Genomic DNA, 25,750 nt, shown 5'->3' on the forward strand with positions numbered 1-25,750 from the left:
TCAGTTTGATTCCTCAGGAAGGGGGAGAGGCAATCGGACCAGACCTTCGACGGTCCCGACGAAAAGGGCATCCTTGCCCGGCATGATGGCGGTGACGTGGCTTGAAGGTAGCGGAACTTTCAACGGAGCGAAACGGCTTCCATCGGCGCTGAGGCGCCAGAGTCCGCGGCCGTCCGTGCCCAGGTAGAGCCGCCCGCCGGCCTCCACCAGGCAGCCCGTGTTCACCTTCAAATCGCCCGTTTCCGGAAAGGCCTCGAAGACGCCAGGACCCCCCGGGGCGCTGCGCGCTGTGACGCGCCGGGCGATGCCGCCGCCGTAGGTGCCCACGTAGAGATCCGCGCCGTGGTGGGCCAGGGCGGTGACCCAGGGATGGGGCAGCTTTCCGTCCCCGGAGGTGGTGCGCCAGGCGACCCTGGAACCTGAAATCGCGCCGAGTCCCGACGGGGTTCCGACGAAGAGGAGGTCCGATTCGCCAGGGCCCTGGGCCAGGGCGAGGGCCTGGTTGCCGGGCAGGCCGTGGAAGGCCGACAGCAGCCGCGATCCCGGCAGCAGCACGCCCTGGCCGAAGCCCATGGCCACGCCATCCCGGGTGGAAGCCAAGGAAAAGGCGGCGCCCGCATCGAGAGGTTCCACGGGCTTGAGCTGGTTTCCCGAAAGCCTCGCGACGCCTCTCAGGCTGGCCACATGCATCATTCCCCCGGCCGACAGCAGGGCATTGACGCCCCAAGCGGCGGAGCCCGGCACGGCATTCCAAGTCCACGGCTGTCCATCCGGTGTGCCCTTTGCCGCACTGCCCGGCGAGCCGAGGACGACCCCGCCGTTGAAGAGTCCGGCCACCAGCCGTCCATCCTGCATGGCCAGGGCGTTCACATGGCAGGGGCCCGGCGGCAGGGCGGCCGGGCGGGGCCGGGCGAGGGTCCATCCGCTGCTCCCGCGCCGGAAGAGCCCCGCCTCTGTGTCGGCGAAAAGCACGCCATCGAAGGCGAGGACTTTCTTCACGGCTGAGGACAGCAGTTCCTCCGAGGGGCGGCCGGAGGCTTCGAAACGCAGCAGGCGGCCTTCGCAGACCGCGAAGAGCTGGGCTCCGAATGCGGCGAAGGAGCTGGCTTCCTCCGCGCCGGAAACCGGCAGCAGCGGGCCTTCCAGGGGCCCGCGGGCCAGGCCCTTCGGCGTGAGGACCACCAGCTCCTTGCCCACCACCGCGATGCCGTCGATCCAGGGATCCGGCGAGGGAACCGCGGTGGCTTGCGCGCCGCTGAGCCGCCGCAGCCCCTGTTCTCCGCCCGCGAACAGCGAGCCGCCCGGGCCCGCTGCGATGCTCCGCACGGGCGTCCCGTCCAGGCGCTCCAGGACAACCGCGCCCCACGCGGCGCGGAAGAGCCCTTCCTGGGCGCCGATGAGCAGTTCGCCCCCTTGGGTTTCCCGCAGATCGCGCACATGGAGGGTGCCGAAACCCGTGCGGGCTTCTTCCCAGGTCTTGTCCCGGCGCAGGAAGAGCCCGCCCGCCGCCAACCCCGCCACTGGCCGGCCCCGCCACAAGGCGAGGGCCGAGACGCTGAGCGTGGGCAGACCCGCGGTGATGTCGCCGCTGCCGTCCATGACGCCGAAGGCCCCGGCGGTGATGAGTCCGTCGGGGGAGAGTCCCGCGGCCGAGACTTCGCCTCCGCCCCAGCGTTCCACGCGCAGGGTCGGCACCGGAAGGGGCGCGAATTGCAGCGGCTGGAGATTCCGGGCCGGCGCATCCAGGGCCTGGCGCACCTGGCGGGAGATCCGCCACCACGCGATGCCTCCGCCGAGGAGCAGGATGAGCGCGGCTGCGCCCGCCAGGATGAAACGCTTCCGTGCTGTGGAGATGGCCATGGGGAAAACGTACCGGGAAAATTCGGGGAGGGACATGTCTGAATGCTGAAAACACCACCATGCGCCGAGAAGGAGCGGGTGGAGAGGCGGGGCCGCTCCGTGGCAGCACCTACGAAGATAGCCATCCGGGCCGCCGATCGAGGCGGTCCTTCCCAAACGCGGGAAGCCGTGGCCAGAAGGCGCGTTCCGCCTGTCCCAGGGGCCGGGATGGCTGGACGAAGGCCTTCTGGAAAAGGCCGATGCGCCCTAATCCCGCGCTCTGGGGATGTAGGTCCTGGCGGGATCGAGCCGGGAGGCGTAGCGGCTGTTCCAGAGCTGTTCGAAAATCTGATCCCCCTGCGCCGCGAGGCCCGCATCCCGGAGGATCAGCTCCACGTTCCGCGAATCCTCGAAGTAGTCCTCGCTCCAATTGCTCGTGCCCAGCCAGAGCAGGCCCCCGTCCACGGTCATGTACTTGCTGTGGATGACCCGGGCGAAGGGGATGTGCCCCTTTCCGGAATCCGGGATGGAGGCGACGCGCACCTCGATGTTCGGGATGAGGCCGAGGGACTTCAGGTGCTCCACGGCGGGCGAGGACAGATTCCAATCCGAGACCAGGAGCTGGACGGCCACCCCCCGGACCGCGGCGGCGCGCAGCGCGTTGTCGAGGGCGGGCCAGAAGCGGGTCTTGCCGGAGACCGGGGAATAGGTGAGGAGCTGGACGCGGACCCGGGTTTTCGCTTGGTCCAGAAGATCGATCAAGGAGGGCAGGGCGGCCCGGATGGAAGGCGGCGTGAGGCCCGGCGGACTGGCCACGAGTTCCAGCGCGGGCGGCGGCGAGGTTGCGATGCCCTTGGGCGGCAACGGCAGCTTGCGGGTCTTGCAGAATTCCCAGTCGATTTCGAAGATCTGCCGCAGGGGCGCCAGGAGCGACGGAGTCCGGAATCGCAGTCCGGTCTCGTGGATGTGCTGCAACGAACGCCAATCCAGGTTCTGGCTCCCGACGAAGGCCTCCTCGCCGTCCACGATGAAATATTTGGCGTGGAGGATTCCCCGCTTCCCTTCCCCGAAGTCGAAGACTCGCAGCTCGGCCCCCGGAATGGCGCGCAGCCGGGCCACCGAGGGCGGGTCCCCGGCCAGCAGCAGGGCGGAGAGCATGATGCGCACCTTCACGCCACGGGCTCCGGCCATCTCCAGTTCCTTGAGCACAGGCTCCAGGAAGCTGCTCGGCGCGTTGGAAACATAGAATTCCGCCAGGTCGATGCTGCGCTTGGCCCCGCGGATCATGTCCGGCCACACGTCCTTGGCGAAGGGCAGGTCCGCCTGCGCGAGGCCGGTCCCCTCGGGGATGGACTGCACGAGCCGGGGGACCTGAGCGCCCAAGGTCGCAGCCAGGAGCAAGGCCAGAAATGGGATGCGGCGGGTGGGCATGGCGACCTCTCGGGCTGGGCGAGGATAGGAACCGAAGCGGATTTCTATCTCGAAGATGATACGGCCGAGATGCAGAGGCCACGGAGAAAGCCGGAGTCATCCGGTCACACCCACCAACAGCCGGCCTCCTTTTCCATCCTCCTGGGCCGCGCGGGCGTCTTTGGTTTTTTCCATGCGGAGATAGATGTTCCAGTCCGCCCTTGCTTCCCGCTTCCACTGGCGTTGTTGCCGGCGGAACAACTCGGGATGGGCACGGCTCAAGATGAGCGCCCGGTCCACGGCCCCACACTCGAATCCAGGATCAAAGGCCAGGGTCTCGATGGCCCGGACACCCTCATGCAGACTCGGAAAGGGAAATTCCAATCCCAGCAACCGGGCCACCAGCAGGCGCAGGGGTTCCGGGACTGGGCTATGGCCCCGTTTCAAGGCCGGCACGCCCTCCTGGAGCAGGGTCCGGAAACCGGGGGGAGAAGCCAAGGTCAGGGCCGCCAGCGCGAGGGTGCCGAGCTGGAAGAGGTCCCGGCGCCCGGGATCATCCGCAGCCAAACCCAGGAAAGGCAGCATGGCCATTCTGGCCTCTGGCATTTTGGATATGCCTTCTGCCAGGAAAGGGGCCATGGGCGCGTCCAGGAGATGCGCGCAGCCATCGAAGCCCAACCACACCATGTGAGGATTGAGCACGCCGAAGCCCACCCGGATCTGGTCCAGGAAGCGGATGCCTGTGGCGACCCGCTGGAGCACGGCCAGGACGAAGCGAGGCGGCATGGGCCTCCGCGCGCGTGTGGCTGCGCGGATGGCTGCGGCGAGGGTGAGCCCCGGCGAGAAATCACAGGACAGGAGGGGCTCCTGCGAATCGTCGATCCGCCACCGCTGCCCGCAGGACCACTCGCGGGGCAGATCGTGGATCACCCAGTTCGCCTTGTGCAGGCGTTTGTCGAAGCCCTGGTCCCGAAGCACCTCGCCGTTATAAAGGCGCACGAGGGCGTGCCGGTCATAGGCCTCCTCCTTGAGCTTCACCGCTCTGTGCAGGCTGCCGAACGGATCGAGCGCCACCCGCTCGATGAGGATGTGGTGTCCGATGCGCCTCGCCTGATCCATGATGATGTCCCCGAAGAGCAGTCTGCGGGCGGGCCTGTGATGTCAGCGTGAATCCTCCGCACAGCTTTGGTGACCGGCGGATGCATCCGACGGAGAGTATGAGAATGGGTCAGGGAGTGGGCATGTTTTAACTTGGTGGGCAAAACCCAATAGCCCTAGCGGTCCTAGTTGCGTCGATTCCTCACCCTAGAACCGAGATGGCCGCCACCCTTCAATATAGCGTTCAGCCAATTTCAAGGCCTTCAATGTGCGTGGGTGTAACGCAAGGGAATCCCATGAAGATGCGCCTGATTTGACCCGTTCGACCAAAGTTTTTTCCCCAAGCAAGTTGCCTAGTTCCTCCCAAGGAAGCGCGCTAAATATTTCAACTTGAACGGAACCAAGTGACTGCCTTGCTCCATCCGACATACCTGTTCGAAGGAGCTGGAACAAGAACCCATCATCAAGTGCAAAGTCCTGCACCCGGGCATGGAGCGCTATATTGCTTGCCGTGGCGTTAATAATAAGGCGATAGAGCTGGGGCTCTTGACTAAGCCGGAGTGAGTCTGAATTTTGAATTTCCAGGTAGATGCCATTCAGCAATTCTTCTGCTTTTAGCTCTGTGATGAACTTAGATTCTCGCGCCACTATCACTAGGGTCCACTTGCCGGAAATCCAAAGCAATGTCGGGAGTGTGTTTTGGATGAGTTTAGTTCGTTCTTCATCATCGACCACACACTTCAGCAATCTATAGATCACTCGATTGAGCGCTTGATCACCAGTGCCACCGAAGAAACTTGTCTTGTCCTCACGTAAGCGATGGGCTTGGTCAAGTAGAGCGCATAAGGCTGGTTGGACCTGATCGGGTTGGAAATTGAGCTCGTAGGCCTCCATTCGCCTAAACAAGATCTCCATCCGTTGATCGTCCATTTCAGTCAACAGTGCCGAGACGGCCTCATGGTTCTTCATGGTCGATACGGCTTTCTCGACAAACTCGGTCTCGATCTCGCCCTCGGGCAGTGTGTGCTGCAGATAAGTCAAAAATACTTCTGCAAGAGCTACTCGTCGATTCAGCGCCCATTCTGTCTTATTCCGTGAAGCGAGCAATCGTACTTGAAGATGTCCCTCAGCGGCTGCTGGGAAAAGGAGTCCCACCATTTCTTCCACCCACTCCCGGTGCTCCTCATCTGATTTTGGAATAGCCTGTATTGATTTCGCATCGCTAGAGTCAGCGGTTGCCTTCTCTATCGTGGCGCTTGTTAATGCATCCTTAGCTTCTCGAAGACTCGCAAACACCTTCGGTCTCAGCACCCGGACAGCTTCAAGTGACAACAAGTCTGCAAGAGCCACTTCACGCCCAATTGAGCCCAGGGTGACGTCCAGTGCATTACCAAACCGGTTGATGTCTCGTGGAGTACTCATCAATGGCCGAACTACCAGGGCCCAAAGGTTTGACCATGCGTTCTGGTCAAGCTCCCTAACCGAGGCTCCTTGGATCGCTTCATCCATCACTTGGAAACACATTTGATCGAGGTCCGTGGGCCTCGCAATAGGAACATCGTGCGCGATTTGAACGATCTTTTGCAGATATGCGCGGCCGGATTCAACATTCTCTCCCAACAATCCAGCCACTCTATCCGCGTCGAAAGCAAGGACGTAGACCAGATTTGGGAAATCTCCCACGAGCCGAACGAGGCGGACAATATCTTTCACTTCCTCTTTACTCATTCGGTCTAAATCGTCAATAAATACAACCACCTTTCGATCAAGGTTTTGGAACTGATCCCGCAAGCTCCTCCGCAGCTCATCCAGACTTTTCGGGGTTCCCAGTTTCTTTAGGACCCAGCGAGCTGCTGAAACAAGAACCTTCGCGAGACCTGTATATGGGTCAATCGCAGGGACATTTGAAAGTAGGGAAGAGAGAGACCCTGCGTATGTATCGAGTGCCTGACAGAGCGATTGGAGCCGCTCCTCTTTACCTCCGGACAGCTCCAATGACAGTTCTCGGAAATACCGGGAGAGTAGTTGATCGGTTCCCGAAAACAACCATGGATTGAAGCGAACCAATGTGACCTTCTCGTGGAGGTGTTCAGAAATCAGATTCAATAGGGACGATTTTCCACATCCCCAGGGCCCTTGAATGCTGATGACGAAACTTGCCTCCCTGGAAGCTCCAAGAATTTGCTTAGCAATGTGCTCCCCGATTCGAACTCGGCCCAATCGATCTTGGCTAGAAGACTCGATTGGGTGGTCGCTGTTTATCGTCACTCGTGCTCCTCATGTGACAGTTTGCGATTCCAATGACACACACCGGGGTTCTATATCAGTTCTCAGGTGTGAATTTATAAACTGTAGGCGCAATATCTTGCCCAACAATGGCGCAGATGGAGAATTCTCAGTTCAAAACAGGATTTCAAACCATTCCAGGATTTGGAGATACAGTTCAAACTCCATTCTTAACGTTCAATCTAGTCCCGACACCCTTGTTGCAACTTGCTACGAAAAATTTCGTTGAAACCTACGATAAACTTCGTACACATTGTTTCGTAGGCAATCCTGGAGCATCCCATGTCCTTGGCGAACGACCAGCCCCTTCGGCCCGCGAAACCCACGGACGGCGAACTGGCCATCCTCACGGTGCTCTGGCAGTTGGGGCCGTCGACGGTCCGGCAGATCTTCGATGTGCTGAGCGAGAGCAGGGACCTGGGCTACACCACGGTGCTGAAGATGCTGCAGATCATGACCGACAAGGGCCTGGTGACCCGCAATGAGACGGAGCGCACCCATGTGTACACGGAGCGCTATTCGGAATCGGACACGCAGTCCCACCTGGTGAAGGACCTCGCGGACCGGGCTTTCGGGGGGTCGGCCCTGAAGCTGGTGATGTCGGCCCTGGCCTCCAAGCGGGCTAGCCGCAAGGAACTCGCGGAAATCCGTCGTCTGCTCGATGAAGCCGGAGGTGGGAAATGACTGCGCTTTTCCAGAATGGCCTCTTCCAGAATCTCTGGTCCCAGGCCCTGGCCTGGACCCTGCTCAACTTCCTGTGGGAGGGCGCGGTGCTCGGCTTCGTGGCCTGGGCGGGCCTCCGCCTGCTCCGGCGCCGCAGCGCCAACACCCGCTACCTGTGGGGCTGCGTCTGCCTGGGCCTGATGCTCGCCTCCGCCGCCGGAACCTTCATCCTGCTGCGCCCCCTGTTCCAGACCGCCGCACCGGCCGCGGCCGCAACCCTGGATTCGCAGCTCCTCCGCGCCGCGATGCAGGACGCCCCCTGGCCGCTCCGGGCCCGGCTGGCCTTCGCGCCGTACCTGCCTTGGGCCCTGGCCGTGTGGAGCCTCGGCGTGGTGCTGCTCACGCTGCGCCTGGCGGGCGCCTGGCTCTGGCTCCAGCGCTTGCGCTACCGCAGCGTCGAACCCGCCGGGGCCGAATTCCAGATGCAGCTCAACACGCTCATCCGCCGCCTCCACGTGGATCGCGCGGTGGGACTCTTCAAGTCCGCCCTGGTGGAAGCCCCGCTGGTGATCGGATGGCTGCGGCCCGCCATCCTGGTGCCCGCCGCGGCGCTTGCCGGCCTGGCGCCCGACGCCCTGGAGGCGGTCCTCGCGCACGAATTGGCCCACATCCGCCGCCACGACTACCTGGTGAACCTGCTGCAATCGGCGGCGGAGATCCTGTTCTTCTACCATCCAGCGGTGTGGTGGCTGTCTGCCGAGATCCGCTTGGAACGCGAAAACGCCTGCGACGACGTGGCCGTCTCAAGCTGCGGCGACGCCCTGCTCTATGCCCGCTCCCTCGCCCGGCTGGAGGAACTGCGCGGTTCCATGCCCAGCCCCAAACTCGCTCTCGCATCCAACGGAGGTTCCCTCATGAATCGCATCCACCGCCTTCTCCTGCCGCCCCTGCCGCCGTCGAACACGGCCAAGGCGGGGCTCATCGCGGCCCTGGCCTTCAGCCTGCTGGGGGCCACCAGCTACAAGATCGCCCAGACGCCCGCGCCGAAACCCGAGGAATCCAAATCCCAGAAAATCTCCAAGGTGGTCGTGCGCACCGCGGACGGCGACAAGAAGGTGAACATGAACGTGAACATGGACGGGGATGTGCGCCTCGATCTCGAATCCAAGGAGCTCGTGAAGCTGGGGCCCGGCGGTTCCATCGAATTGAAGGTCCGTGAAGGCGGCAAGCTCAAGAAATTCACGGCGCGCAAGGATGCCAAAGGGGAAGTGCGCGAATGGACCGTGGATGGCAAGGCCGCGCCCATGACACCCGAGGATGAAGCCTGGCTGAAGCAGCACCTGAAGGAATTGAAGCGGCAGGAAGGCCAGGCGCCGGAGCACCGCGCCCGGAAAATCATCATCAAGCGGCACGGGGATTCGGAGGTCGTCAATATCGAGGGTCTTGACGAACTCGAAGGGCTGGCGGAATTCGATTGGGTGGGTGAGCTGGGTGATCATCCGGACGGCCCGGAAGCGGAGCGGATGCGGCACGAGCACATGAAGAAGATCGTCATCGATTCCAAACGCATGGCCAAGGATGCCGAGGGCCAGGCCAAGGAGGCGGAACGGATGGCCAGGCATGCGGCCCAGCGCGCCAAGGAGATCCGCATCATCGTGAAGAAAAACAAGGAAATGGCCGAGCACATGGGGCAGCTCGGCGAAGAGATGAGGAAGAAGGTCCGGGTGTTCGTCGATACCGATGACATCGAGCTTCCAGAACTCGATGTGGATGTGGCGCCGCGGGCTGACGGCAGCTTGCCGCGCGCCCCGCGGGTGAAGGTGCTGCGGTTCGGTGGAAAGGACGGCGTCGATTCCCGGAACCTCGAAATCGAGATCCTGAAAAAGCAGATCGAACACATGAAGGACCGGCTGGAACGGTTGCAGAAGGGTGAAGCGGCCCCCCGGATCGCGCCCATGCATCCATTGCGGCCGATGCCGCCCATGCCGCCGCCCCCGCCGTCTGACGCGCCGCCGCCACCACCCGCGCCACCTGCGCCGCTGCCTCCCACGCCACCGGAAGCGCCTGCGCCTGGCGGTGCCATCTAGCCCACCTCTGACGAGGGACAAGACCGGCGCCGTATCGCAAGGTCTTTGCGTTACGGCGCCTTTTGCTCTGCCGCCACCTGCTTCATCGGGCGGCGCTTCGTCCGCGCCCCTAGAAGGCGGAGACCCGGAAGGTTTCCGCCGCGGCCTCGCTGAAGGGGCCGGAACCGTAGGACGCGCGGACCTTGCCGCCGGCCATGAGCAGCACCTTGGCGAAGTGGTCCGGGTGCCACTTGAAATAGGCGAGCAGTTCGGCGCCGCCCTTGTGGACCTGCACGATGGAATCCCAGGCCGTGTGCGACACGCGGGCCTTCATGGCCCTGGCCGTGCCCGACATGGCCTCGGCCGGAATGTAGATGGGCGTGATGGGCACGCTGATGAAATCGATGCCCTGCTCGGTGAAGAAGCGCTTCCAGGCCGCCACGTCATGCCGCGCCTCATGGTCGAATCCGAAGATGAGGGCCACAGAGGTTGCAGGCAGATCCTCCGGAATGCGGAACGCGCGCCCCGAGAGCGTGGTGCCGAGGAGGGAAGGGATCGTATCCATGACTACATGTTCCTCCGGTATTGTCCGCCCACTTCATAGAGCGCGCTGCTGATCTGGCCCAGGCTGCACGTCTTCACGGTCTCCAACAGCTCCTCGAAGAGATTGCCATTCTCGACGGCCACCTGTTTCAGGCGGGCCAGCGCTTGGGGGGCCTTGGCCTGGTTGCGTTCCTGGAAGGCGGCGAGGTTCCGGATCTGCTGCTGCTTTTCCTCGTCGGTGGAGCGGATCAATTCGGTGGAACCCATTTCAGCGGCTTGGGGATTCAGGAAGGTGTTCACGCCGATGATGGGCAGTTCGCCTGAGTGCTTCAGCTGCTCGTAGTGCATGGATTCTTCCTGGATCTTGCCGCGCTGGTACATGGTTTCCATGGCGCCCAGCACGCCGCCGCGGTCGCTGATGCGGCGGAATTCCGCCAGCACGGCCTCCTCCACCAGGTCCGTGAGCTGGTCGATGATGAAGGCGCCTTGCAGGGGATTCTCATTATTCGTCAGGCCCAGCTCCCGGTTGATGATGAGCTGGATGGCCATGGCGCGCCGCACCGACGCTTCGGTCGGCGTGGTGATCGCCTCGTCATAGGCGTTCGTGTGCAGCGAATTGCAGTTGTCGGAGATGGCGTAGAGGGCCTGCAGCGTGGTGCGGATGTCGTTGAAATCGATCTCCTGGGCGTGGAGCGAGCGGCCGGAGGTCTGGATGTGGTACTTCAGCTTCTGGCTGCGCTCGTTGGCGTGGTATTTCTCGCGCATGGCGGCGGCCCAGATGCGCCGCGCCACGCGGCCGATGACGCTGTATTCCGCGTCCAGGCCGTTGCTGAAGAAGAAGGAAAGGTTCGGGGCGAAATCATCGATGAGCATGCCGCGGGACAGGTAGTACTCCACGAAGGTGAAGCCGTTGGCCAGCGTGAAGGCGAGCTGCGAAATGGGATTGGCGCCCGCTTCGGCGATGTGGTAGCCGCTGATGGAAACGCTGTAGAAATTCCGCACTTTTTCGGTGATGAAGCATTGCTGGATGTCGCCCATGACCTGAAGCGCGAATTCGGCGCTGAAGATGCAGGTGTTCTGCGCCTGGTCTTCTTTCAGGATGTCCGCCTGCACGGTGCCGCGCACGGTCTGCAGGGCTTCGGCGCGGAGCGCGGCGTAGACGTCCGCGGGCAGGACCTCATCGGCGGTGGCGCCCAGCAAGGCCAGCCCCAGCCCGGTGTTCCCGGCGGGGAGGGCGTCCGCATAGGTGGGACGGGAAAGGCCCCTGGCCTGGTAGAGCGCGTCGATTTTCGTTTGAGCCGCCTCCATCTGGCCGTGTTCCTGCAGCCACTTTTCAGCCCGCTGGTCGATGGCGGCGTTCATGAAGAAAGCCAGCAGGATGGGCGCGGGACCGTTGATGGTCATGCTCACGCTGGTGGCGGGAGCGAGCAGGTCGAAGCCGCTGTACAGTTTTTTCGCGTCGTCCAGGGTGCAGATGGAGACGCCGCTGTTGCCGACCTTTCCGTAGATGTCGGGGCGGATATGCGGATCTTCGCCGTAGAGCGTGACGCTGTCGAAGGCGGTGCTGAGCCGCGCCGCAGGCTGGCCCTTGCTCACGTAGTGGAAGCGCTTGTTGGTGCGTTCAGGCGTGCCCTCGCCCGCGAACATGCGGGTGGGGTCTTCCCCGGTGCGCTTGTACTCGAAGACGCCCGCGGTGAAGGGAAAGCGGCCGGGGATGTTCTCCAGCAACTGCCACTGGAGCAGGTCGCCCCAGCTTCTTGAGTCCGGCAGCGCGATCTTGGGGACTTTGGTGCCGCTCAGGGACTCGGTGTAGTTCCCGATGCAGATCTCCCGGCCGCGGACCACGTAGGTGTTCTCGTCATCGGTGAAGGTCTGGCGGGTCCGCTCCCAGTCGGCGAGCAGCTTCCGGCAGCCGTTGTTCAGTTCGCTCAAATGTTCCTGGTACCGCTGGCGCAGCAGCAGGATGGCGTCGCCGTTCAGGCCTTCCACAGCCTCCACGAGCTGCACGGAATCATAGAACTCCGCCATGGCCGGAACATGGTCGCCCAGCGTGAGCAACGTCGAGTACAGGCCATAGGCGGTCTCCGCGCAATCCGCCTGCTTGGCCGCCCAGCGCTTGTAGCCCTGCACCGTGTCGGCGATCTCGGCCAGGTAGCGCGCTCTTTCGCCGGGAATGATGGCGCGCTTGGCGACGGACTCCGCTGTGGCCGCCAGGCTGGAGGTCCAGCCGACGCCGGTCTTGGCGGCGATGGCCTTGATGATGTTGACGTAGGCCCAGTTGGTGCCCGGATCGTTGAACTGGCTGGCGATGGTGGCGTAGACCGGCAGGGTTTCGGCATCCGCATCGAATGATTTCCGCGCGCGCTGGAACTGCTTGCGCACATCGCGCAGGGCGTCCTCGGCGCCGCGCTTGTCGGCCTTGTTCAGGACCACCACATCGGCGAAGTCGATCATGTCGATCTTTTCGAGCTGGGTGGCCGCGCCGTATTCCGGGGTCATCACGTACATGGAGACATCCACCAGGTCCGTGATTTCCGAATCGCTCTGCCCGATGCCGGCGGTCTCGACGATGACGAGATCGAAGCCCGCGGCCATGGCTTCCTGGATGGCCGCCGCCAGCGCGTGGGAGGTGGCCTTGTGGGCGCTGCGGGTGGCCAGGCTGCGCATGAAGACCCTGGCCCGGAAATCCGGGTGGAAGATCGCATTCATGCGGATGCGGTCGCCCAGCAGCGCGCCGCCGGTCTTGCGCTTGGTGGGATCCACGCTGAGGATGGCGACTTCCTTTTCGGGAAAGTCCGCCAGGAACCGGCGCACCAGCTCGTCCGTGAGGGAGGACTTGCCTGCGCCGCCGGTGCCTGTGATGCCCAGGACGGGAACGCTCTTGGCCGGGGCCGGGCTGGCGGGCGCGGAGCCGTCGCTCAGTTCGATTTCGGTGATCTTGCGGGCCAGGGGCAGGGCGGCGCTCCGCCCGCGCGGATCGAAATCCGAGCGCTGCAGCATGTCGTTGATCATCCCCTGCAGGCCCATGAGGCGGCCATCCTCGGGGCTGTAGATCCGGGCGACGCCGAAGGCTTCCAGCTCGGCGATCTCGGACGGCACGATGACGCCGCCGCCGCCGCCGAAGACCTGCACATGGCCCGCGCCCGCTTCCTTCAGCAATTCCACCATGTACTTGAAATATTCCACGTGGCCGCCCTGGTAGCTGCTGATGGCGATGCCCTGGGCATCCTCCTGCAAGGCGGTGTCCACCACGTCCTGCACGCTGCGGTTGTGGCCCAGATGGATGACTTCGGCTCCGCTGGCCTGCAGGATCCGCCGCATGATGTTGATGCTGGCGTCGTGCCCGTCGAAGAGGCTGGCGGCCGTGACGAACCGGATCTTGTGGACGGGCCGGTAGACGCCGTCGGGGCCGACGGCCCCCCGGCTTTCCTTGGCTGCGGCTATGGCGGCGGACATTTCGCACCTCAGCTTCCTAGTGTAACTGCGCTGCGGTTGGGAGCTTCCGGCCGGATCAGGGCATCATTACCTTTTAGGGGCGGAGCCGCGATGCGATGGAATCTGGTACAACGGACGGGACGCCGGGCAGGTCGGCTGCTGCTCGCATCCGCGCCTTTGCTCTGGGCGGCCCAGGCTCCCGAAGGCAAGATCACCACGCGGGAAGCGGTGGCCATCCAGAAGGCCAGGAAGGGCGCCAGGCCCCGGCCCGTGGCGCCGCGCCCCCCCCTGCTTCCCGCGGAGCAGAACGCCGCCAGGCTCTTCAGGAACGCGAAGCAGTCCGTGGTCTACATCACGAGCATCGTGCTGGCGGCCAACCCGAAGATGGAGGACGCCCCGGCGGGGACCGGCACCGGCTTCGTGTGGGACGACCAGGGCCACGTGGTCACGAACCAGCACGTGGTCAACACCGACGCGGTCAAGGGCCAGGGCCCCACGGACGAGGCCGACGCCCTGAACGTGACCCTCGCCGACGGCAAGACCTACAAGGCCCAGGTCATCGGCCGCAGCCTCAGCTACGATATCGCCGTGCTGCAGGTCTTCGCGCCGCTGGACCGGCTGAAACCGCTGCCGCTCGGCAAATCCACCGAATTGCTGGTGGGCCAGACCGCCTACGCCATCGGCAATCCCTACGGTCTGGACCATACCCTCACCAGCGGCATCGTCTCGGCCCTGAACCGTGAAATCTCCTCGAGCCTCGGCAACGCCATCCGGGGCGTCATCCAAACCGACGCGGCCATCAACCCCGGCAATTCCGGAGGGCCGCTGCTGGACAGCGCGGGCCGCCTGATCGGCATGAACACTTCGGTCATCGGCCCCGGGAACCGCGCCGGCATCGGCTTTGCCATTCCCGTGGACACCCTCAACCGCGTGGTGCCCCTGCTCATCGCCCGGGGCCAGCTGGAGCCCGTGTACCTGGGATTCACGGCCCTCATTCCGGCCTACGCGCGCGCGCTGGGCGTCACCCAAGGCGTCATGGTCAGCGATGTGGAGGCCGGCAGTCCCGCGGCCCAGGCCGGGCTTCGGCCCCTCCGGCTAGACCGGGAGGGCCATGTGGTGGCCGCCGGAGACATCCTTTTAACCTACCAGGGCACGCCCATCCAGAACGGCGTGCAGCTCTTCGACCTGCTCGAGGTGGAGCCGCCGAAAGGCCCGGTGGTGTTTGACGTCATGCGGGACGGGAAGGTGGGCAAGGTCACGCTGGTTGTGGAACCGCCCAAGGCGCTGAAACACTGAATCCCCCTGAGGATCCAGCGCTGGCTTCAGCTTTCAGCGGGTTTCCGGGGCATCGCCTTTTTTGGGATCGCCAACCGGAGGCTTGGGCGCATCGGCCGGGGCCTTGGGCGGAAGCCAGGAAAGCGGAATCTGCAGGGGCGCGTCCAGGCCGCTGCACGTGACGAAGAGCATGCCCTTGGACTCCAGATCGGCGGAGCACCGGAGCTGGAGTTCGTGGGATTTCGCGGCCTCAACAGGCAGCGCGCCGCAGGTGAAGAGCTCCTTCCCCTGCCCATCCTTGGGGCCCTCGATGCGGGCTTCCAGGATCCGGAAGGGTTTGCCGTCCCTGGACTTCAACTCGAGCTTGAAGTCGCGGACTTTCGGCTCGTCCCACACCACGCGGCTGGGGACCGGGAGGATGGGAAGCTTGAGCCGCCACGCGAGCGTGAGATCGAAGGCCGGCTGCTGCGGCGCGTTGGTGGAGACCTTCAGCAGCTCAAGGCCCGCCTGCATCCCGGGTTTCAATTTGGAGGGGCGGAGCGTCAACTGGAGCGCGGCCTTCGGGCCGGTGGCGGCGACTTCGGATTCCAGGTAGTCCGGCAGCTTGCTCTCCAGGCGGATTTCGGCCAGGCCGCCGCCCTCGCGGGTGAAGGTGTAGGAGAGCAGCGGGCTCTCGTGGGGAGCCACCTCGCCGAAACTCTTGTTGGCCGCGTCCACGGCCATCTCCGGGCGCACCATCATGTCCCAGCGCAGGATGTAGCGGGGCTGGGAGGGATCGTCGGGCTCCAGGCGGACGGCCCGCCGCTGGTAGGCGAGGAAATCAGAAGGATCCGAGGTCACTTCGATTTTCCGCGATTCGCCGGGCTGCCAGGCCTTCTGGAAAGGCTCCAGGGGAACCCGGACGCCCGGCGCCGTATCCAGCACGCGGAACGTGATGGGCTTGTCGCTGGTGTTCTTCAGCACCCAGGCCAGGGTGCGGACTTCCTTGGGGCCGACGCTGCCCAGGTGCTGGACGGAATCCGGTGTCACCGCGAAACGGAATTTCGGCGCCGGCTTCGCTGGAGGCGCTCCTTCGGCCTTCTGGGCCGGAGCGGCCTTGGCCGGGAGCTGGGCCGGAGCGGCGAGTGAGATCAGGAAGAGGGAGATGAGCATAGGGATAGTGTGCCTTGTCGAGTCTGCCGGGTTCCTGCCAAGCCTTCCCGGACCTTGTTAATTGTTGTTAAGACACCGGAATTCACAAGCATTTCACGGAGAGTGGCGATTCAATAATGCAACCTTTTCCTTTCAATCATCCTTTGGAGGTTAGCAGTGAACATCATTGCGCGTTCCCGCCTTGTGTCCTTGCTGGTGCTGGGACTTGCCCTGCCCCTGGCGTCCCAGACGCCCAAGAAGGTGCTCTTCGACCACACCCGCCATGAGGAGGCCGGCACTTCGGCGGAATGGGTGATCTGCACCGCGAGCGAACCCAATCCGGCGCCGGCGAACCCGACCAGCGAGACCAGCTGGAACGGCGGAATCAGCGCCTGGGGATTCGACCTGTTCAAGGCCGGGTACGCGGTGCAAAGCCTGCCGCCCACCGGCCGCGTGACCTATGGAGATCCCACCAACGCGCAGGATCTCTCCAACTACCAGGTCTACATCATCCCCGAGCCCTACCTGCGATTTTCCGCCACCGAGAAGCAGGCCATCCTCTCCTACGTCCAGAATGGCGGCGGGCTCTTCCTCGTCGGCAACCACATCGGCGCGGCCCGCTACAGCGGCACCGGAGGCACCGATGCCTACACGGTCTTCAACGACCTGGTGAACGTGGGCGGGGTCAATCCCTACGGCTTCACCTTCGTTCCGGGCCACGGGCCCGGAGACACGCGGGCCAACACCACCAGCACCGCCTTCAGCGCGGCCACGGATGCGGGCACCCAGGCCATCGTCCACGGGGCCTTCGGCGGCCTGTCGCTGATGGACTTCCACAGCTACGCCTATGTCTCCTACAACACGGCGCAGAATCCTTCCGTGAAGGAGATCCTGCATACGCAGGTGAGCGGCGACACAGGCTCCTTCATCGTCACCTGCAATGTCGGTGCGGGCCGCGTCGTCGCCATCAGCGACAGCGCTCCGGCGGATGACGGCACCACCACCACGGGCGGCAAGGCCCTCCACAACAGCTACACCATCAACAGCAACAAGGCCTTCTTCCTGAACTCCTGCGCCTACCTGGCGGGCGGCGGCGCGAACCGCCCGCCGGCCGTTTCCATCCTCTCGCCCAGCGCGAACGTCAGCATCAATGTCGGCGGTTCCGTCTCCTTCCAGGGCAGCGCCTCGGATCCGGATGGCGACCCGCTCAACTACGCCTGGGCCTTCGGCGATGGCGCCACCGCGGCCGTGCAGGGTCCCATCAGCCACACCTACAACACCGCGGGCACCTACACCGCGACCTTCACGGCGACGGACACGCAGGCGGCCTCCGGTTCCGCGACGCGGACCATCACCGCGAGCCCCAACGCCCCGACGGCCTTCACCATCACTGCCAGCGCGGGCGCCAACGGCACCATCAGCCCCTCCGGCGCCGTGGCCGTGAACAGCGGCGCCAGCCAGTCCTTCTCCATCGCCCCGAATGCCGGGTATGCCGTGGGCGCCGTGAGCGTGGATGGCGTCAGCCAGGGAGCCCTCGCTTCCTACACCTTCAGCAACGTGCTGGCCAACCACACCATCGCCGCCACGTTCACCCCCGCTTCGGCCGGAACCAGCTTCACCGAGGGTTTCAACACCGGCACCAAGGGCGCCTACGCCACCGGCAATGTGACGTTCACCTCCGGGACCTGGACCCTGGCCGATGCCCTGCTCGGCAATACCACCAGCGACCGCAAGACCGGCTCCCAGAGCGTCCGCGTGCGCAACAGCGGCAAGCTGACCATGCAGTTCAACTGGGCCACCGGCGCCAAGACCGTGTCGGTCAAGCACGCCAAGTACGGCAGCGATGCGAATTCCACCTGGGGCCTTTGGTATTCCACCAACAGCGGCGGTACCTGGACCCAAGCCGGCACAGCGGTGACGACGTCCTCCACCACGCTTCAGACCGCCACCTTCACCTTGAACATCTCCGGGGCGATCCGCTTCGAGATCCGCAAGACCGACGGCACCACGCGCCGCGTGAATTTCGATGATTTCCAGGTGGCCGGGTACTGATCCGGTCCCCATCAACAAAAAGGCCCCGGGAATCCGGGGCCTTTTTGTTGATGCGAAAGTGCTAGCGGTTGATCGCCTTGAAGGCGTTCACGACAGCGGTGTACTCGGGCGAACCGGAAGCGTAGCCCAGGGACGTGGCGGCGCTCAGGCAGGCGGTCTTGGCGCCGGCGTAGGTGGTGCTGGAGGTCATGTAGTCGCGGAGGGCCCGGTACACGATCTTGGCGGCCTTGTCGTTGCCGATGCCGGTCATGCCGCCGGGCAGGTAGGAACTGGCGTAGTTGCCCGTGCCGGTGCCCTGGCTGAGGAAGTAGAAGCAGCGGTTCATGGGGCCGGAGCTGTAGTGCACGTCGAGGTTCTTGAGGGTCTTGGACCAGGCGTCCTTGCTGGCGCCATCCAGGCTGGGCTTGTACATGTAGCGCAGCGGATGGTTGAAGGCGGGAGTGGCGAGCTGCTCGCCGATGGTCCAGTTGCCGCCGGTGGCGGGGATGGTGCTGCCCGTGGAGCCGCGGTAGAACTCGGCCATGGTGCCGAAGATGTCGGACATGGATTCGTTCAGGCCGCCGGACTCGCCGCGGTACGTGAGGTTGGCTTCGCGGGAGGTCACGCCGTGGGTCATTTCGTGGCCGGCCACGTCCAGGGCCGTGAGGGTCAGGAAGCTGCTGCCGTCGCCGTAGGTCATGCAGAAGCAGGTGTCAGACCAGAACGCGTTGTCGTAGTTGTTGGAGTAGTGCACGCGGCTGTAGGTGGCCTTTCCGGTGTTGTCGATGCCGTTCCGGAGGAAGACGTTCTTGTACATGTCCCAGGTCACGGCCACGCCGTAGTGGGCGTCCACGCCTGCGGTCTGGCCGTTGGCGGCGGTGGTGGAAGAGCCCTCCACGTAGTTGGCGCCATCGCCCCAGGTGTTGTCAGCGTCGGTGTAGAGGGTACCGGTCCCGCTGGTGGCATGGTTCAGGTTGTAGGTGCGCACGCCAGCGCCGCGGGTGGTGTCGTAGAGCTCATAGCCCGTGCCGGTGTTGTTGGTGGCGAGGGCGACATTGCCGCTGAACTGGGAATTGCCCGACCCGGTGGCGCCCGCGGTGTGCAGCGTGCTCCAGCTTTCCAGGATTTCGCCGCTGTGGGCATCCACGAAATAGTCCGTGTGGCTGGTTTCCGCGGCTCCGTTTTCCAGCTCGGCGTGGACGTGGTAGACCAGCGCCATGCGGGTCACGGTGCGGGTCCGCTCGCTATCGACGCTCATCTGGCGCACGGGGATTTCCCGCTCGATCTGCGCGAAGACCAGTTCGGCCGTGGGGGCCGCGGCATAGGCGCCGCTGGGCGCCAGGGACAGGTGCGCCGCGGCCAGGGCCTCCTGGGCGCCGATGGAGGGCGTGGGGTTGCGGTTGATGCCGCGGATCAGGGCATCCGTCACTTCGCGGACGGCGCCGTCCTGCATGTGCACGATGGCTTCGCCGCCGAACACCCGGACGCCCTGGTAGTACTGGTCCACACGGATGTGGTCGCCGCCCAGCTCATCCTGGTTGACGCGGCGGGTTGCGAAATCATGGGACGTATCCAAACCGAGATCGAAAACGCGGGCCTGCAGGTACTGCTGGGCATGGCCGCTGATGGGACTGGCCTGGCGGGCCGCCTCCTGGGCGCAGAGCGCGGAGGCGATTCCGGCCGAGGCGATGAGACGAAGGGCGAGGGAAGTTCGCATGGGTACCTCGAAAGGGGACGCGTGTCCCGGGGTAAAAAAAAACCAGAGGCGAAAGCCATCTGGAGAGAAAAGCAAATTGAAAGAACGGGTGAAGTGGGTAAAGCCTACCGGGGGTATACCCAACCCGAATGGTTAAGAATTGTTAATTTTTATAAAACTGATTTTCAATTGACCAAGAATTCTAGGGTTCTGGAGCCAACGGGTGGACTCCCGAGATTGGCATATGAATGTAAGGTTTTTAAAAGGCCACACCCACGCCGAAGGTCCACATCCGGTCGAACTCTTGGCCGGCGCCCTGGGCGCCCAGGTAGGTGGCAAAATCTGCCACCGAGCCGAGCTTCACCGGGTTGTCCTTGGTGATGGGCTGCTGGTAGCTGGCGGCCACATAAGGATGAATGGCCGGGAAGGGCAGGCGCCACCGGGCCCCCACCCGAAGCCAGGTCCGGGCGAGGTTCTGGTCCCTGGAAAACCCCGAGGTGGAGAACTTGTAATTCTGGAAGCGCTCGATCAGCCCGAATTCACCCGCGAGGCCCGTGAAGGGGATCCAGAACTGGACATTCAGGCCTACCCCGAGACCCGATTGTTTCAGCGTGGAGGACTGTTGAGTCGAGCCTTGGACCACCTGGCCATCCGCTTGCCACTGGGCCAGCTCAAGGCCGCCTTCCAGCCGGGCCACAGGACCGAAGGCCCAGAGCCGCCGGCTCAGGGTGGCGATGCCGCCCCGGCCCGTGTCGAGGTCCCCGGAAGCCAGTTGGGCGGTCCCGGAGATCAAGGTCTGGGGGAGGCTCTGCCCCTTCGGAAAGGGAACTTCCACCCGTGCGTCCCACTGCGCGGCGAGGGGCGCTGCAGCGGAGACCAGGGCGAGTTTAAGGAATCGGCTCATGAGGGTCACTTCCATTTGATGGAACAGCCCATGGAAGGATGTTGGGGTTCCGGCACAGGCAGGCCTGAGAGCAATGCCTCCATGGCCATCCGAAGTTCCTGGCGGGAGACGCGGGCCTCGTCCTGCCAGTGGTCGTCCAGCCTCCCGCGGTAGCGTAGGGCGCGATCCTGGCCGTAGAGGAAGAAATCCGGTGTGCAGACCGCGCCGAAAGCCCTGGCCACTGCCTGGGACTCATCGCGCAGGTAGGGAAAGACGAATCCCCGCATCCGGGCGCGGGAGCGCATGGCATCGAAGCTGTCCTCCGGGTAGGCCTCCGCGTCGTTGGGATTGATGCCCACCACATCGCAGCGCCCGGCGAAAGCTATGGCCAGCGCGTTGAGGCGGCCGTCCACGGCCTGCACGTAGGGGCAATGGTTGCACATGACCGCCACCAACAGGGCCTGCGCGCGGAAGTCATCCCGATGCCAGGTCTTTCCATCCACCCCAGGCAATGCGAAGTCCGGACAAGGGCTCCCCAGGGGCGCCATGGTGGATTCAAGCAGGGACATGGAACCTCCGGAATCATCTCCAGGACGTTGTTGAGGGACGATGCAATTGTCGATGGGTGGTGGAAGATTGTCGATGGAGGACTCCCGGCGGCATTGGCTCTCCAAGGAAAATCCCCGCCTGGAAATCGAAATCCAGAATTGGGGGTTCGATTCCGGCCGGGCCACGCTAGGCTCTAAGGAAATCGGAAACCGGAATTCAGATGACCGCATTGAGTCGACTCCACTGGTCCACCCTGGGCGAGTCCAGCGAAGGGTTGGAAAACGCCTGGGCGGCTGCCTGGGAAGTCAGCGTGGATCGAGGCGCCGTTCCCGCGCTGCCGCCCCGGGACACGGATCTGTGGGCCATCAGCGCGTCCAGCCTCGAACCCGCCGCTGCGCTACTGCGCCTGATGAGCGAGGTCGGCGCCCTGCCCATCCTCCTGCTCCGGAGCCCCGCAGCGCCGCCATTAGGTCCGACAGCCCTGGCGGCCTGGGGTCGGTTGGGCTCGGTGCGGTGGGGCCTGCTGGACGCCGAAATCCCCCAGGGAGGCCTGCGGCCCTTGAGCAGCGCCCCGGTCCCGTTCACGGCCACCCAGGCCCTGGCGCTGGGGCTGGTGGGTTTCAGCCCTGCCATGGCGGCGGTGGTGGCGCGGGCAAGGTCGGCGGCGGCCACCCGGGCGACGGTCCTGCTCAGCGGTGAAAGCGGCAGCGGCAAGGAAGTCATCGCCCGGGCCATCCATCAACTGAGCGAAGACCGCGAGCAGCCCTTCGTGGCCGTCCATTGCGGCGCCATCCCCGAAAACCTCGTGGAATCGGAGCTCTTCGGGTACAACAAGGGCGCCTTCACCGATGCCCGCAAGGACACCCCGGGCAAATTCCGCGAAGCCAACGGAGGCACGCTCTTCCTCGACGAGGTGGGCACCATGCCACTCTCGGCCCAGGTCCGCCTGCTGCGGGTCCTCCAGGAACGGGAGGTCCAGCCCCTGGGCGGAGGGCCGCCGGTCAAGGTGGATGTGCGCGTGGTGGTCGCCACCAATTCGGATCTCTGGGGGAAGGTCCAGGACGGCAGTTTCCGGGAGGACCTCTTCTACCGTCTGGAGGTGGTGCCCATCCGGATGCCGGCCCTGCGCGAGCGCCGCGAGGAGGTTCCCTTCCTGGCCCAGCATTTCCTCAACCGGAAGGCCCGGGAGCACGGCCTCTACCCCAAGGCCTTGCATCCATCGGTGGATCCGCTGCTCATGGCCATGCCTTGGCCGGGCAACGTGCGCCAGCTTGAAAACGCCATCGAACGGGCGGTGATCCTCGCCGGAACCCGCCCGGTCCTGACCCGGCAGGATTTCAATTTCCTGATGGACCGGTTGATGGAGGGCGAAATTCTGGTGGAGGAACCGCTCTCTCGGGCGGCGGACGGACCCCAGGCGGAAAGCCAGGCCATCCCTGGGCCCGAACCCGCGGGGTACCTGGACATCCCCCCGGATGGCCTGGACCTGAACCACGTGGTTTCCGAGGTAGAGCGGAACCTGATGCTGCAGAGCCTCGCCATCACCCGCGGCAACAAGAAAAGGGCCGCCGAGCTGCTGGGCCTGAAACGCACCACCTTTCTGGAAAAGATGAAAAGGCTTGAGTTGGATGACGATTTGCCCGAGGCAGCCGATGGGGAAGCTGAGGGGTGATGGGGTTCAAACTGACCCTGAAGTGGCTTTTATGTCCTAATGCCTGGAAAAGTTTCAAGGGAATAAAAAAAACTTGCCCAGGTGAATTCTTCGTGAAAAGATCTCACAAACATTTCTTTCTCTCCTTTTGAAACGAGGCATATCCGATCGACATGTATAATTGTTGATGTTGCAATTAAAGCACTTATGAAATTCCGTTCATTCCCTGCTCGCCTTTCTCCCACCCAACCCTTCCTGGAGGCATAAATGCTTAGGAATTCCCTTAATCTTGGCCGAGTAGCCGCGCTACTGGCACTCAGTGGATCCATCCTTTTGGCTGATGGAGCCCAGACAGGCACGGTAGCGGGCACCGTCAAGGACCCAAGCGGGGCTGTCCTTGCGGGAGTAAAACTCCAGATGCGGGGGGAAAACCTGCAGGGCGTCCGGACCACCACCACGAATGCCAAAGGCGACTACCGTTTCCTATTGTTGCCTCCTGGCCGCTATTCCCTGACGGCGGAACTCGATGGCTACAACACTGTCCGCGTCGATCTCACCGCTTCCGTGAACCTTGCCACCACCTTGAACATCCCCATGGGCAAGATTGGAACCCAGGTGATCGAGGTGACCGCAAGCGCGACCACCATCGAACAGGGCACCACCACGGGCAATGCTACGGTCACCAAGGAACTTGTGGATCGTCTGCCGGTAGGCCGCACTTACCAGGGTGCCATGCAGCTCACCCCTGGCGTCACGGGCGGAGCCAATCCCAACGTGCTGGGCGGCCAATCAAGCGAGAACATCTACCTCATCGATGGTGTGGATACGACCGATCCCACAACTGGTACCTTCGGCCTGAACCTCGCTGAAGATTCCATCCAGGAAGTCCAGGTTCTCACGACGGGCATCAGCGCTGAATTTGGCCGTTTCAACGGGGCCGTGTCGAACGTCGTGACGAAGTCGGGCACCAACACCTTTGAGGGAATCCTCCGATACAACTTCAACAATATCGCGTGGAACGCTTTGACCCCCGCAGGGCAGAAATTGGTGTCGGGGCAGTTTGTTGACAATGACAATTCGACAAAAAAGCCAGAAAGCAATCTGGTGAAGACGCCCTATATCACCATCGGCGGACCCATCTTCAAGGATCGGCTCTGGTACTTCGCCTCGTTCCAGATCCCCTCGACCAGTGCCCTGCAGGCCACCACCCCCGGTCCCTTGGGCGGTGGCGGCATCCCCTTCGACCGCACCTTCAAGGCTGATCCTTTCTGGTACTCGGCGAAAGTGACCTGGGCCATCAACAACGACCACACCGTTGCGTTCCAGAGGACCCAGGATCCGGCCATCATCAACCGGGTCAACTACGGCTCCACCACCTTCCTCGACACGACCACCATCCAGACCCAGGGCGGAAGTTTCAATTCGCTCACCTATCGGGGCATCCTGAGCCCGACGCTCACCCTTGAAGGCAAACTGGCCCAGCAGACGAGCGAACTCACCGTGAAGGGCGAAGGCGGCAGCAAGCACGCCTTCTATGATCAGGCTAACGGCTACCGCCAATATGAGAACGGTCCCTTCGAGGGTTACACCAAGCGGCCCAGGACCCAGGGCAATTTATCCCTCACCTGGTTCCCCCAGTGGATGGGCTCCCACGAAGTCCGTTTCGGTGTCGACTACCAGAAGACCGACAGCAAGAACAAGTTCGGCAGTATCGGTAACCAGGATGTGTACTTCAGCGGCTTCACGGGGAATGTCGCAGTTCAAGGCCCCAATGGTTTGAACTACAACATGGATCCGGAAGCTGACTATCTGGAAGTCTGGACCCCCCTCCTCGAGAGCAAAACCGAGAACAAGTACACCGCTTTCTATATCAATGATCGCTGGGCGGTGAACAAACATTGGGGTCTCAATATCGGCCTGCGCCGGGAATCGCTCACCGGCAACAACGACATTGGCCAGAACATCTGGAGCTACTCGAACATCGCGCCCAGGCTAGGTGTGACCTATGACCCCACGGGCGATGGCACCACCACCTTTGGCGTGACTTTCGGACGCTATTTCTACAGCCCCATCCAGGACGGCCTGGATGCGCAGAACAAGTTGGCCCAAGGCTACGACGATTACATGTACGTCAGCGGTGACCCGCATCTGCGCTCGAGCTTCAGCTCCACCTCGGTCTATACCTACAATCCAACCAGTGATCCGGGTCTTCGCTTCTCCAGCGACTTGAAGGGACCCCGCACCGATGAAACGACCCTGGTGTTGAAGCATGCCGCCTCGTCGCGCCTCTCCTTCCAGGCGGTCGGCGTCTACAAGGAATTCCATGATCAATTGGCCACGAGAACCTACTACGAACCAACCACCAACATCCGCGTGAGGCTGCTCGAGAACGCCGCCAACGCCAAGCGCCGCTATTCCGGCCTGTTGTTGAGCAGCGAGTACACCGGCGAGAAGTACTACATCTACGCGAACGCGACCCTCTCCCGCCTGTTCGGCAACATCGACCAGACCGGCCAGGGCGGGTCTTTCAATGTTTTGACTTCCGGGACTTACGCGCCTACCTACAACACCAATAACGCAGAGGGGCTGCTGTCTTCGGATAGGACCTTGGTGGTGAAGCTGTTCGCCACCCGCAAGTTCACCTGGAACAAGTTCTATCTTGACAACGGGTTCCGCGTCCAGTTCAACAGCGGCGCGCCCTACCAGTTGACCTACAGCCGCTCGAATTCCGCGGCTCCGAGCTATGTCACCCCTGGGGACAAGACCTTATCCGTCATTTTCGGTGGCGTCCGGAACACCAATCGGTTCAACGACAACTACAATGTCGATTACACCGCCACGTTCGGTTATGACTTCACCAAGCGGTACAAGGTGTTTGTGCGGGCCGACATCACCAACGTCTTCAACCGCCAGGAACAGGTGAGCTGGAACACGACCGTGAGCTACAGCAACACCACCGGCGTCCTTTCCACCGGCTCGCTCTTCGGCCATCCCACCAGCATCAACAATTACGTTGCTGCCCGGACGCTCCTGTTCAGCCTCGGATTGAAATTCTGATCCAAGCCGAATTTCCATAAAACGAGGAGGGGATAGAACCCCTCCTCGTTTTTAAAACTCAATATTTGGCGGAATGACGGATCCGATAGTCCCTTGTAAATGAACCGCGATACTGAAAATTAACAAAAATTAACCAC

Annotated in this window: 16 protein-coding genes; 6 read left to right on the forward strand and 10 right to left on the reverse strand. The window is 63.2% G+C overall.

All coding sequences use genetic code 11. The annotated features are described in order from the left end of the window. The 4 genes from IPQ13_09925 to IPQ13_09940 form a co-directional block, all read right to left on the reverse strand. On the reverse strand, positions 1-1,896 hold the full coding sequence (locus IPQ13_09925) for a hypothetical protein (GenBank protein MBL0211211.1): 1,896 nt from the start codon (positions 1,894-1,896) through the stop codon (positions 1-3). A 210-nt stretch (positions 1,897-2,106) separates the two neighbouring features. Continuing rightward, positions 2,107-3,270, reverse strand: coding sequence for a phospholipase (locus IPQ13_09930; protein MBL0211212.1), 1,164 nt, complete (start codon positions 3,268-3,270; stop codon positions 2,107-2,109). Between the two features lie 96 nt (positions 3,271-3,366). After that, positions 3,367-4,368 (reverse strand): hypothetical protein, encoded by a 1,002-nt coding sequence (locus IPQ13_09935; protein ID MBL0211213.1) that lies wholly within the window; start codon positions 4,366-4,368, stop codon positions 3,367-3,369. A gap of 186 nt (positions 4,369-4,554) precedes the next feature. Continuing rightward, positions 4,555-6,615, reverse strand: coding sequence for an AAA family ATPase (locus IPQ13_09940; GenBank protein ID MBL0211214.1), 2,061 nt, complete (start codon positions 6,613-6,615; stop codon positions 4,555-4,557). A gap of 300 nt (positions 6,616-6,915) precedes the next feature. Here IPQ13_09940 and IPQ13_09945 point away from each other — a divergent pair, with 300 nt between their 5' ends. Both IPQ13_09945 and IPQ13_09950 read left to right on the forward strand, forming a co-directional pair. Next, complete coding sequence (locus IPQ13_09945; protein MBL0211215.1) at positions 6,916-7,317, forward strand: BlaI/MecI/CopY family transcriptional regulator; 402 nt, start codon at positions 6,916-6,918, stop codon at positions 7,315-7,317. Then, complete coding sequence (locus IPQ13_09950) at positions 7,314-9,383, forward strand: M56 family metallopeptidase (GenBank protein MBL0211216.1); 2,070 nt, start codon at positions 7,314-7,316, stop codon at positions 9,381-9,383. The genes IPQ13_09945 and IPQ13_09950 overlap by 4 nt, the downstream gene beginning before the upstream one ends. 109 nt (positions 9,384-9,492) lie before the next feature. Here the strand turns inward: IPQ13_09950 and IPQ13_09955 are convergent, their stop codons facing one another. Both IPQ13_09955 and IPQ13_09960 read right to left on the reverse strand, forming a co-directional pair. Next, on the reverse strand, positions 9,493-9,927 hold the full coding sequence (locus tag IPQ13_09955) for a hypothetical protein (protein ID MBL0211217.1): 435 nt from the start codon (positions 9,925-9,927) through the stop codon (positions 9,493-9,495). A 2-nt stretch (positions 9,928-9,929) separates the two neighbouring features. After that, on the reverse strand, positions 9,930-13,361 hold the full coding sequence (locus IPQ13_09960) for a cobalamin-dependent protein (protein ID MBL0211218.1): 3,432 nt from the start codon (positions 13,359-13,361) through the stop codon (positions 9,930-9,932). Positions 13,362-13,451: 90 nt separating this feature from the next. Between IPQ13_09960 and IPQ13_09965 the strand changes: the two genes are divergently transcribed. Further along, complete coding sequence (locus IPQ13_09965; GenBank protein ID MBL0211219.1) at positions 13,452-14,636, forward strand: trypsin-like peptidase domain-containing protein; 1,185 nt, start codon at positions 13,452-13,454, stop codon at positions 14,634-14,636. A gap of 33 nt (positions 14,637-14,669) precedes the next feature. On the opposite strand, the gene IPQ13_09970 is transcribed toward IPQ13_09965, so the two are convergent. Continuing rightward, positions 14,670-15,767: a hypothetical protein gene (locus IPQ13_09970; GenBank protein MBL0211220.1), complete on the reverse strand. Its 1,098-nt coding sequence runs from the start codon at positions 15,765-15,767 to the stop codon at positions 14,670-14,672. Between the two features lie 156 nt (positions 15,768-15,923). Between IPQ13_09970 and IPQ13_09975 the strand changes: the two genes are divergently transcribed. Further along, a complete protein-coding gene (locus IPQ13_09975) occupies positions 15,924-17,798 on the forward strand; it encodes a PKD domain-containing protein (GenBank protein MBL0211221.1) in 1,875 nt (624 codons plus the stop codon). Positions 17,799-17,859: 61 nt separating this feature from the next. On the opposite strand, the gene IPQ13_09980 is transcribed toward IPQ13_09975, so the two are convergent. The 3 genes from IPQ13_09980 to IPQ13_09990 form a co-directional block, all read right to left on the reverse strand. Then, positions 17,860-19,494 (reverse strand): M4 family metallopeptidase, encoded by a 1,635-nt coding sequence (locus IPQ13_09980; protein ID MBL0211222.1) that lies wholly within the window; start codon positions 19,492-19,494, stop codon positions 17,860-17,862. A 238-nt stretch (positions 19,495-19,732) separates the two neighbouring features. Further along, a complete protein-coding gene (locus IPQ13_09985) occupies positions 19,733-20,377 on the reverse strand; it encodes a hypothetical protein (protein MBL0211223.1) in 645 nt (214 codons plus the stop codon). Between the two features lie 5 nt (positions 20,378-20,382). After that, positions 20,383-20,925 carry a thioredoxin family protein gene (locus IPQ13_09990; protein ID MBL0211224.1) on the reverse strand — a complete coding sequence of 181 codons (543 nt, stop codon included), beginning with the start codon at positions 20,923-20,925 and terminating at the stop codon, positions 20,383-20,385. 200 nt (positions 20,926-21,125) lie between these two features. Here IPQ13_09990 and IPQ13_09995 point away from each other — a divergent pair, with 200 nt between their 5' ends. After that, complete coding sequence (locus IPQ13_09995; GenBank protein MBL0211225.1) at positions 21,126-22,577, forward strand: sigma-54-dependent Fis family transcriptional regulator; 1,452 nt, start codon at positions 21,126-21,128, stop codon at positions 22,575-22,577. 312 nt (positions 22,578-22,889) lie between these two features. After that, on the forward strand, positions 22,890-25,613 hold the full coding sequence (locus tag IPQ13_10000) for a TonB-dependent receptor (protein MBL0211226.1): 2,724 nt from the start codon (positions 22,890-22,892) through the stop codon (positions 25,611-25,613). Positions 25,614-25,750: the final 137 nt, after the last annotated feature.

The organism is Holophagaceae bacterium (assembly GCA_016720465.1).
In the GTDB taxonomy this organism is placed as follows: domain Bacteria; phylum Acidobacteriota; class Holophagae; order Holophagales; family Holophagaceae; genus JANXPB01.

What these genes read in the sequence shown, in the direction of transcription:
- IPQ13_09935 (MBL0211213.1), bottom strand. Translation starts at nt 4,368, where the DNA reads ATGGATCAGGCGAGGCGCATCGGACACCACATCCTCATCGAGCGGGTG.
- IPQ13_09925 (MBL0211211.1), bottom strand. Translation starts at nt 1,896, where the DNA reads ATGTCCCTCCCCGAATTTTCCCGGTACGTTTTCCCCATGGCCATCTCC.
- IPQ13_09930 (MBL0211212.1), bottom strand. Translation starts at nt 3,270, where the DNA reads ATGCCCACCCGCCGCATCCCATTTCTGGCCTTGCTCCTGGCTGCGACC.
- IPQ13_09985 (MBL0211223.1), bottom strand. Translation starts at nt 20,377, where the DNA reads ATGAGCCGATTCCTTAAACTCGCCCTGGTCTCCGCTGCAGCGCCCCTC.
- IPQ13_09955 (MBL0211217.1), bottom strand. Translation starts at nt 9,927, where the DNA reads ATGGATACGATCCCTTCCCTCCTCGGCACCACGCTCTCGGGGCGCGCG.
- IPQ13_09990 (MBL0211224.1), bottom strand. Translation starts at nt 20,925, where the DNA reads ATGTCCCTGCTTGAATCCACCATGGCGCCCCTGGGGAGCCCTTGTCCG.
- IPQ13_09965 (MBL0211219.1), top strand. Translation starts at nt 13,452, where the DNA reads ATGCGATGGAATCTGGTACAACGGACGGGACGCCGGGCAGGTCGGCTG.
- IPQ13_09945 (MBL0211215.1), top strand. Translation starts at nt 6,916, where the DNA reads ATGTCCTTGGCGAACGACCAGCCCCTTCGGCCCGCGAAACCCACGGAC.
- IPQ13_09950 (MBL0211216.1), top strand. Translation starts at nt 7,314, where the DNA reads ATGACTGCGCTTTTCCAGAATGGCCTCTTCCAGAATCTCTGGTCCCAG.
- IPQ13_09995 (MBL0211225.1), top strand. Translation starts at nt 21,126, where the DNA reads ATGACCGCATTGAGTCGACTCCACTGGTCCACCCTGGGCGAGTCCAGC.
- IPQ13_09970 (MBL0211220.1), bottom strand. Translation starts at nt 15,767, where the DNA reads ATGCTCATCTCCCTCTTCCTGATCTCACTCGCCGCTCCGGCCCAGCTC.
- IPQ13_09960 (MBL0211218.1), bottom strand. Translation starts at nt 13,361, where the DNA reads ATGTCCGCCGCCATAGCCGCAGCCAAGGAAAGCCGGGGGGCCGTCGGC.
- IPQ13_09980 (MBL0211222.1), bottom strand. Translation starts at nt 19,494, where the DNA reads ATGCGAACTTCCCTCGCCCTTCGTCTCATCGCCTCGGCCGGAATCGCC.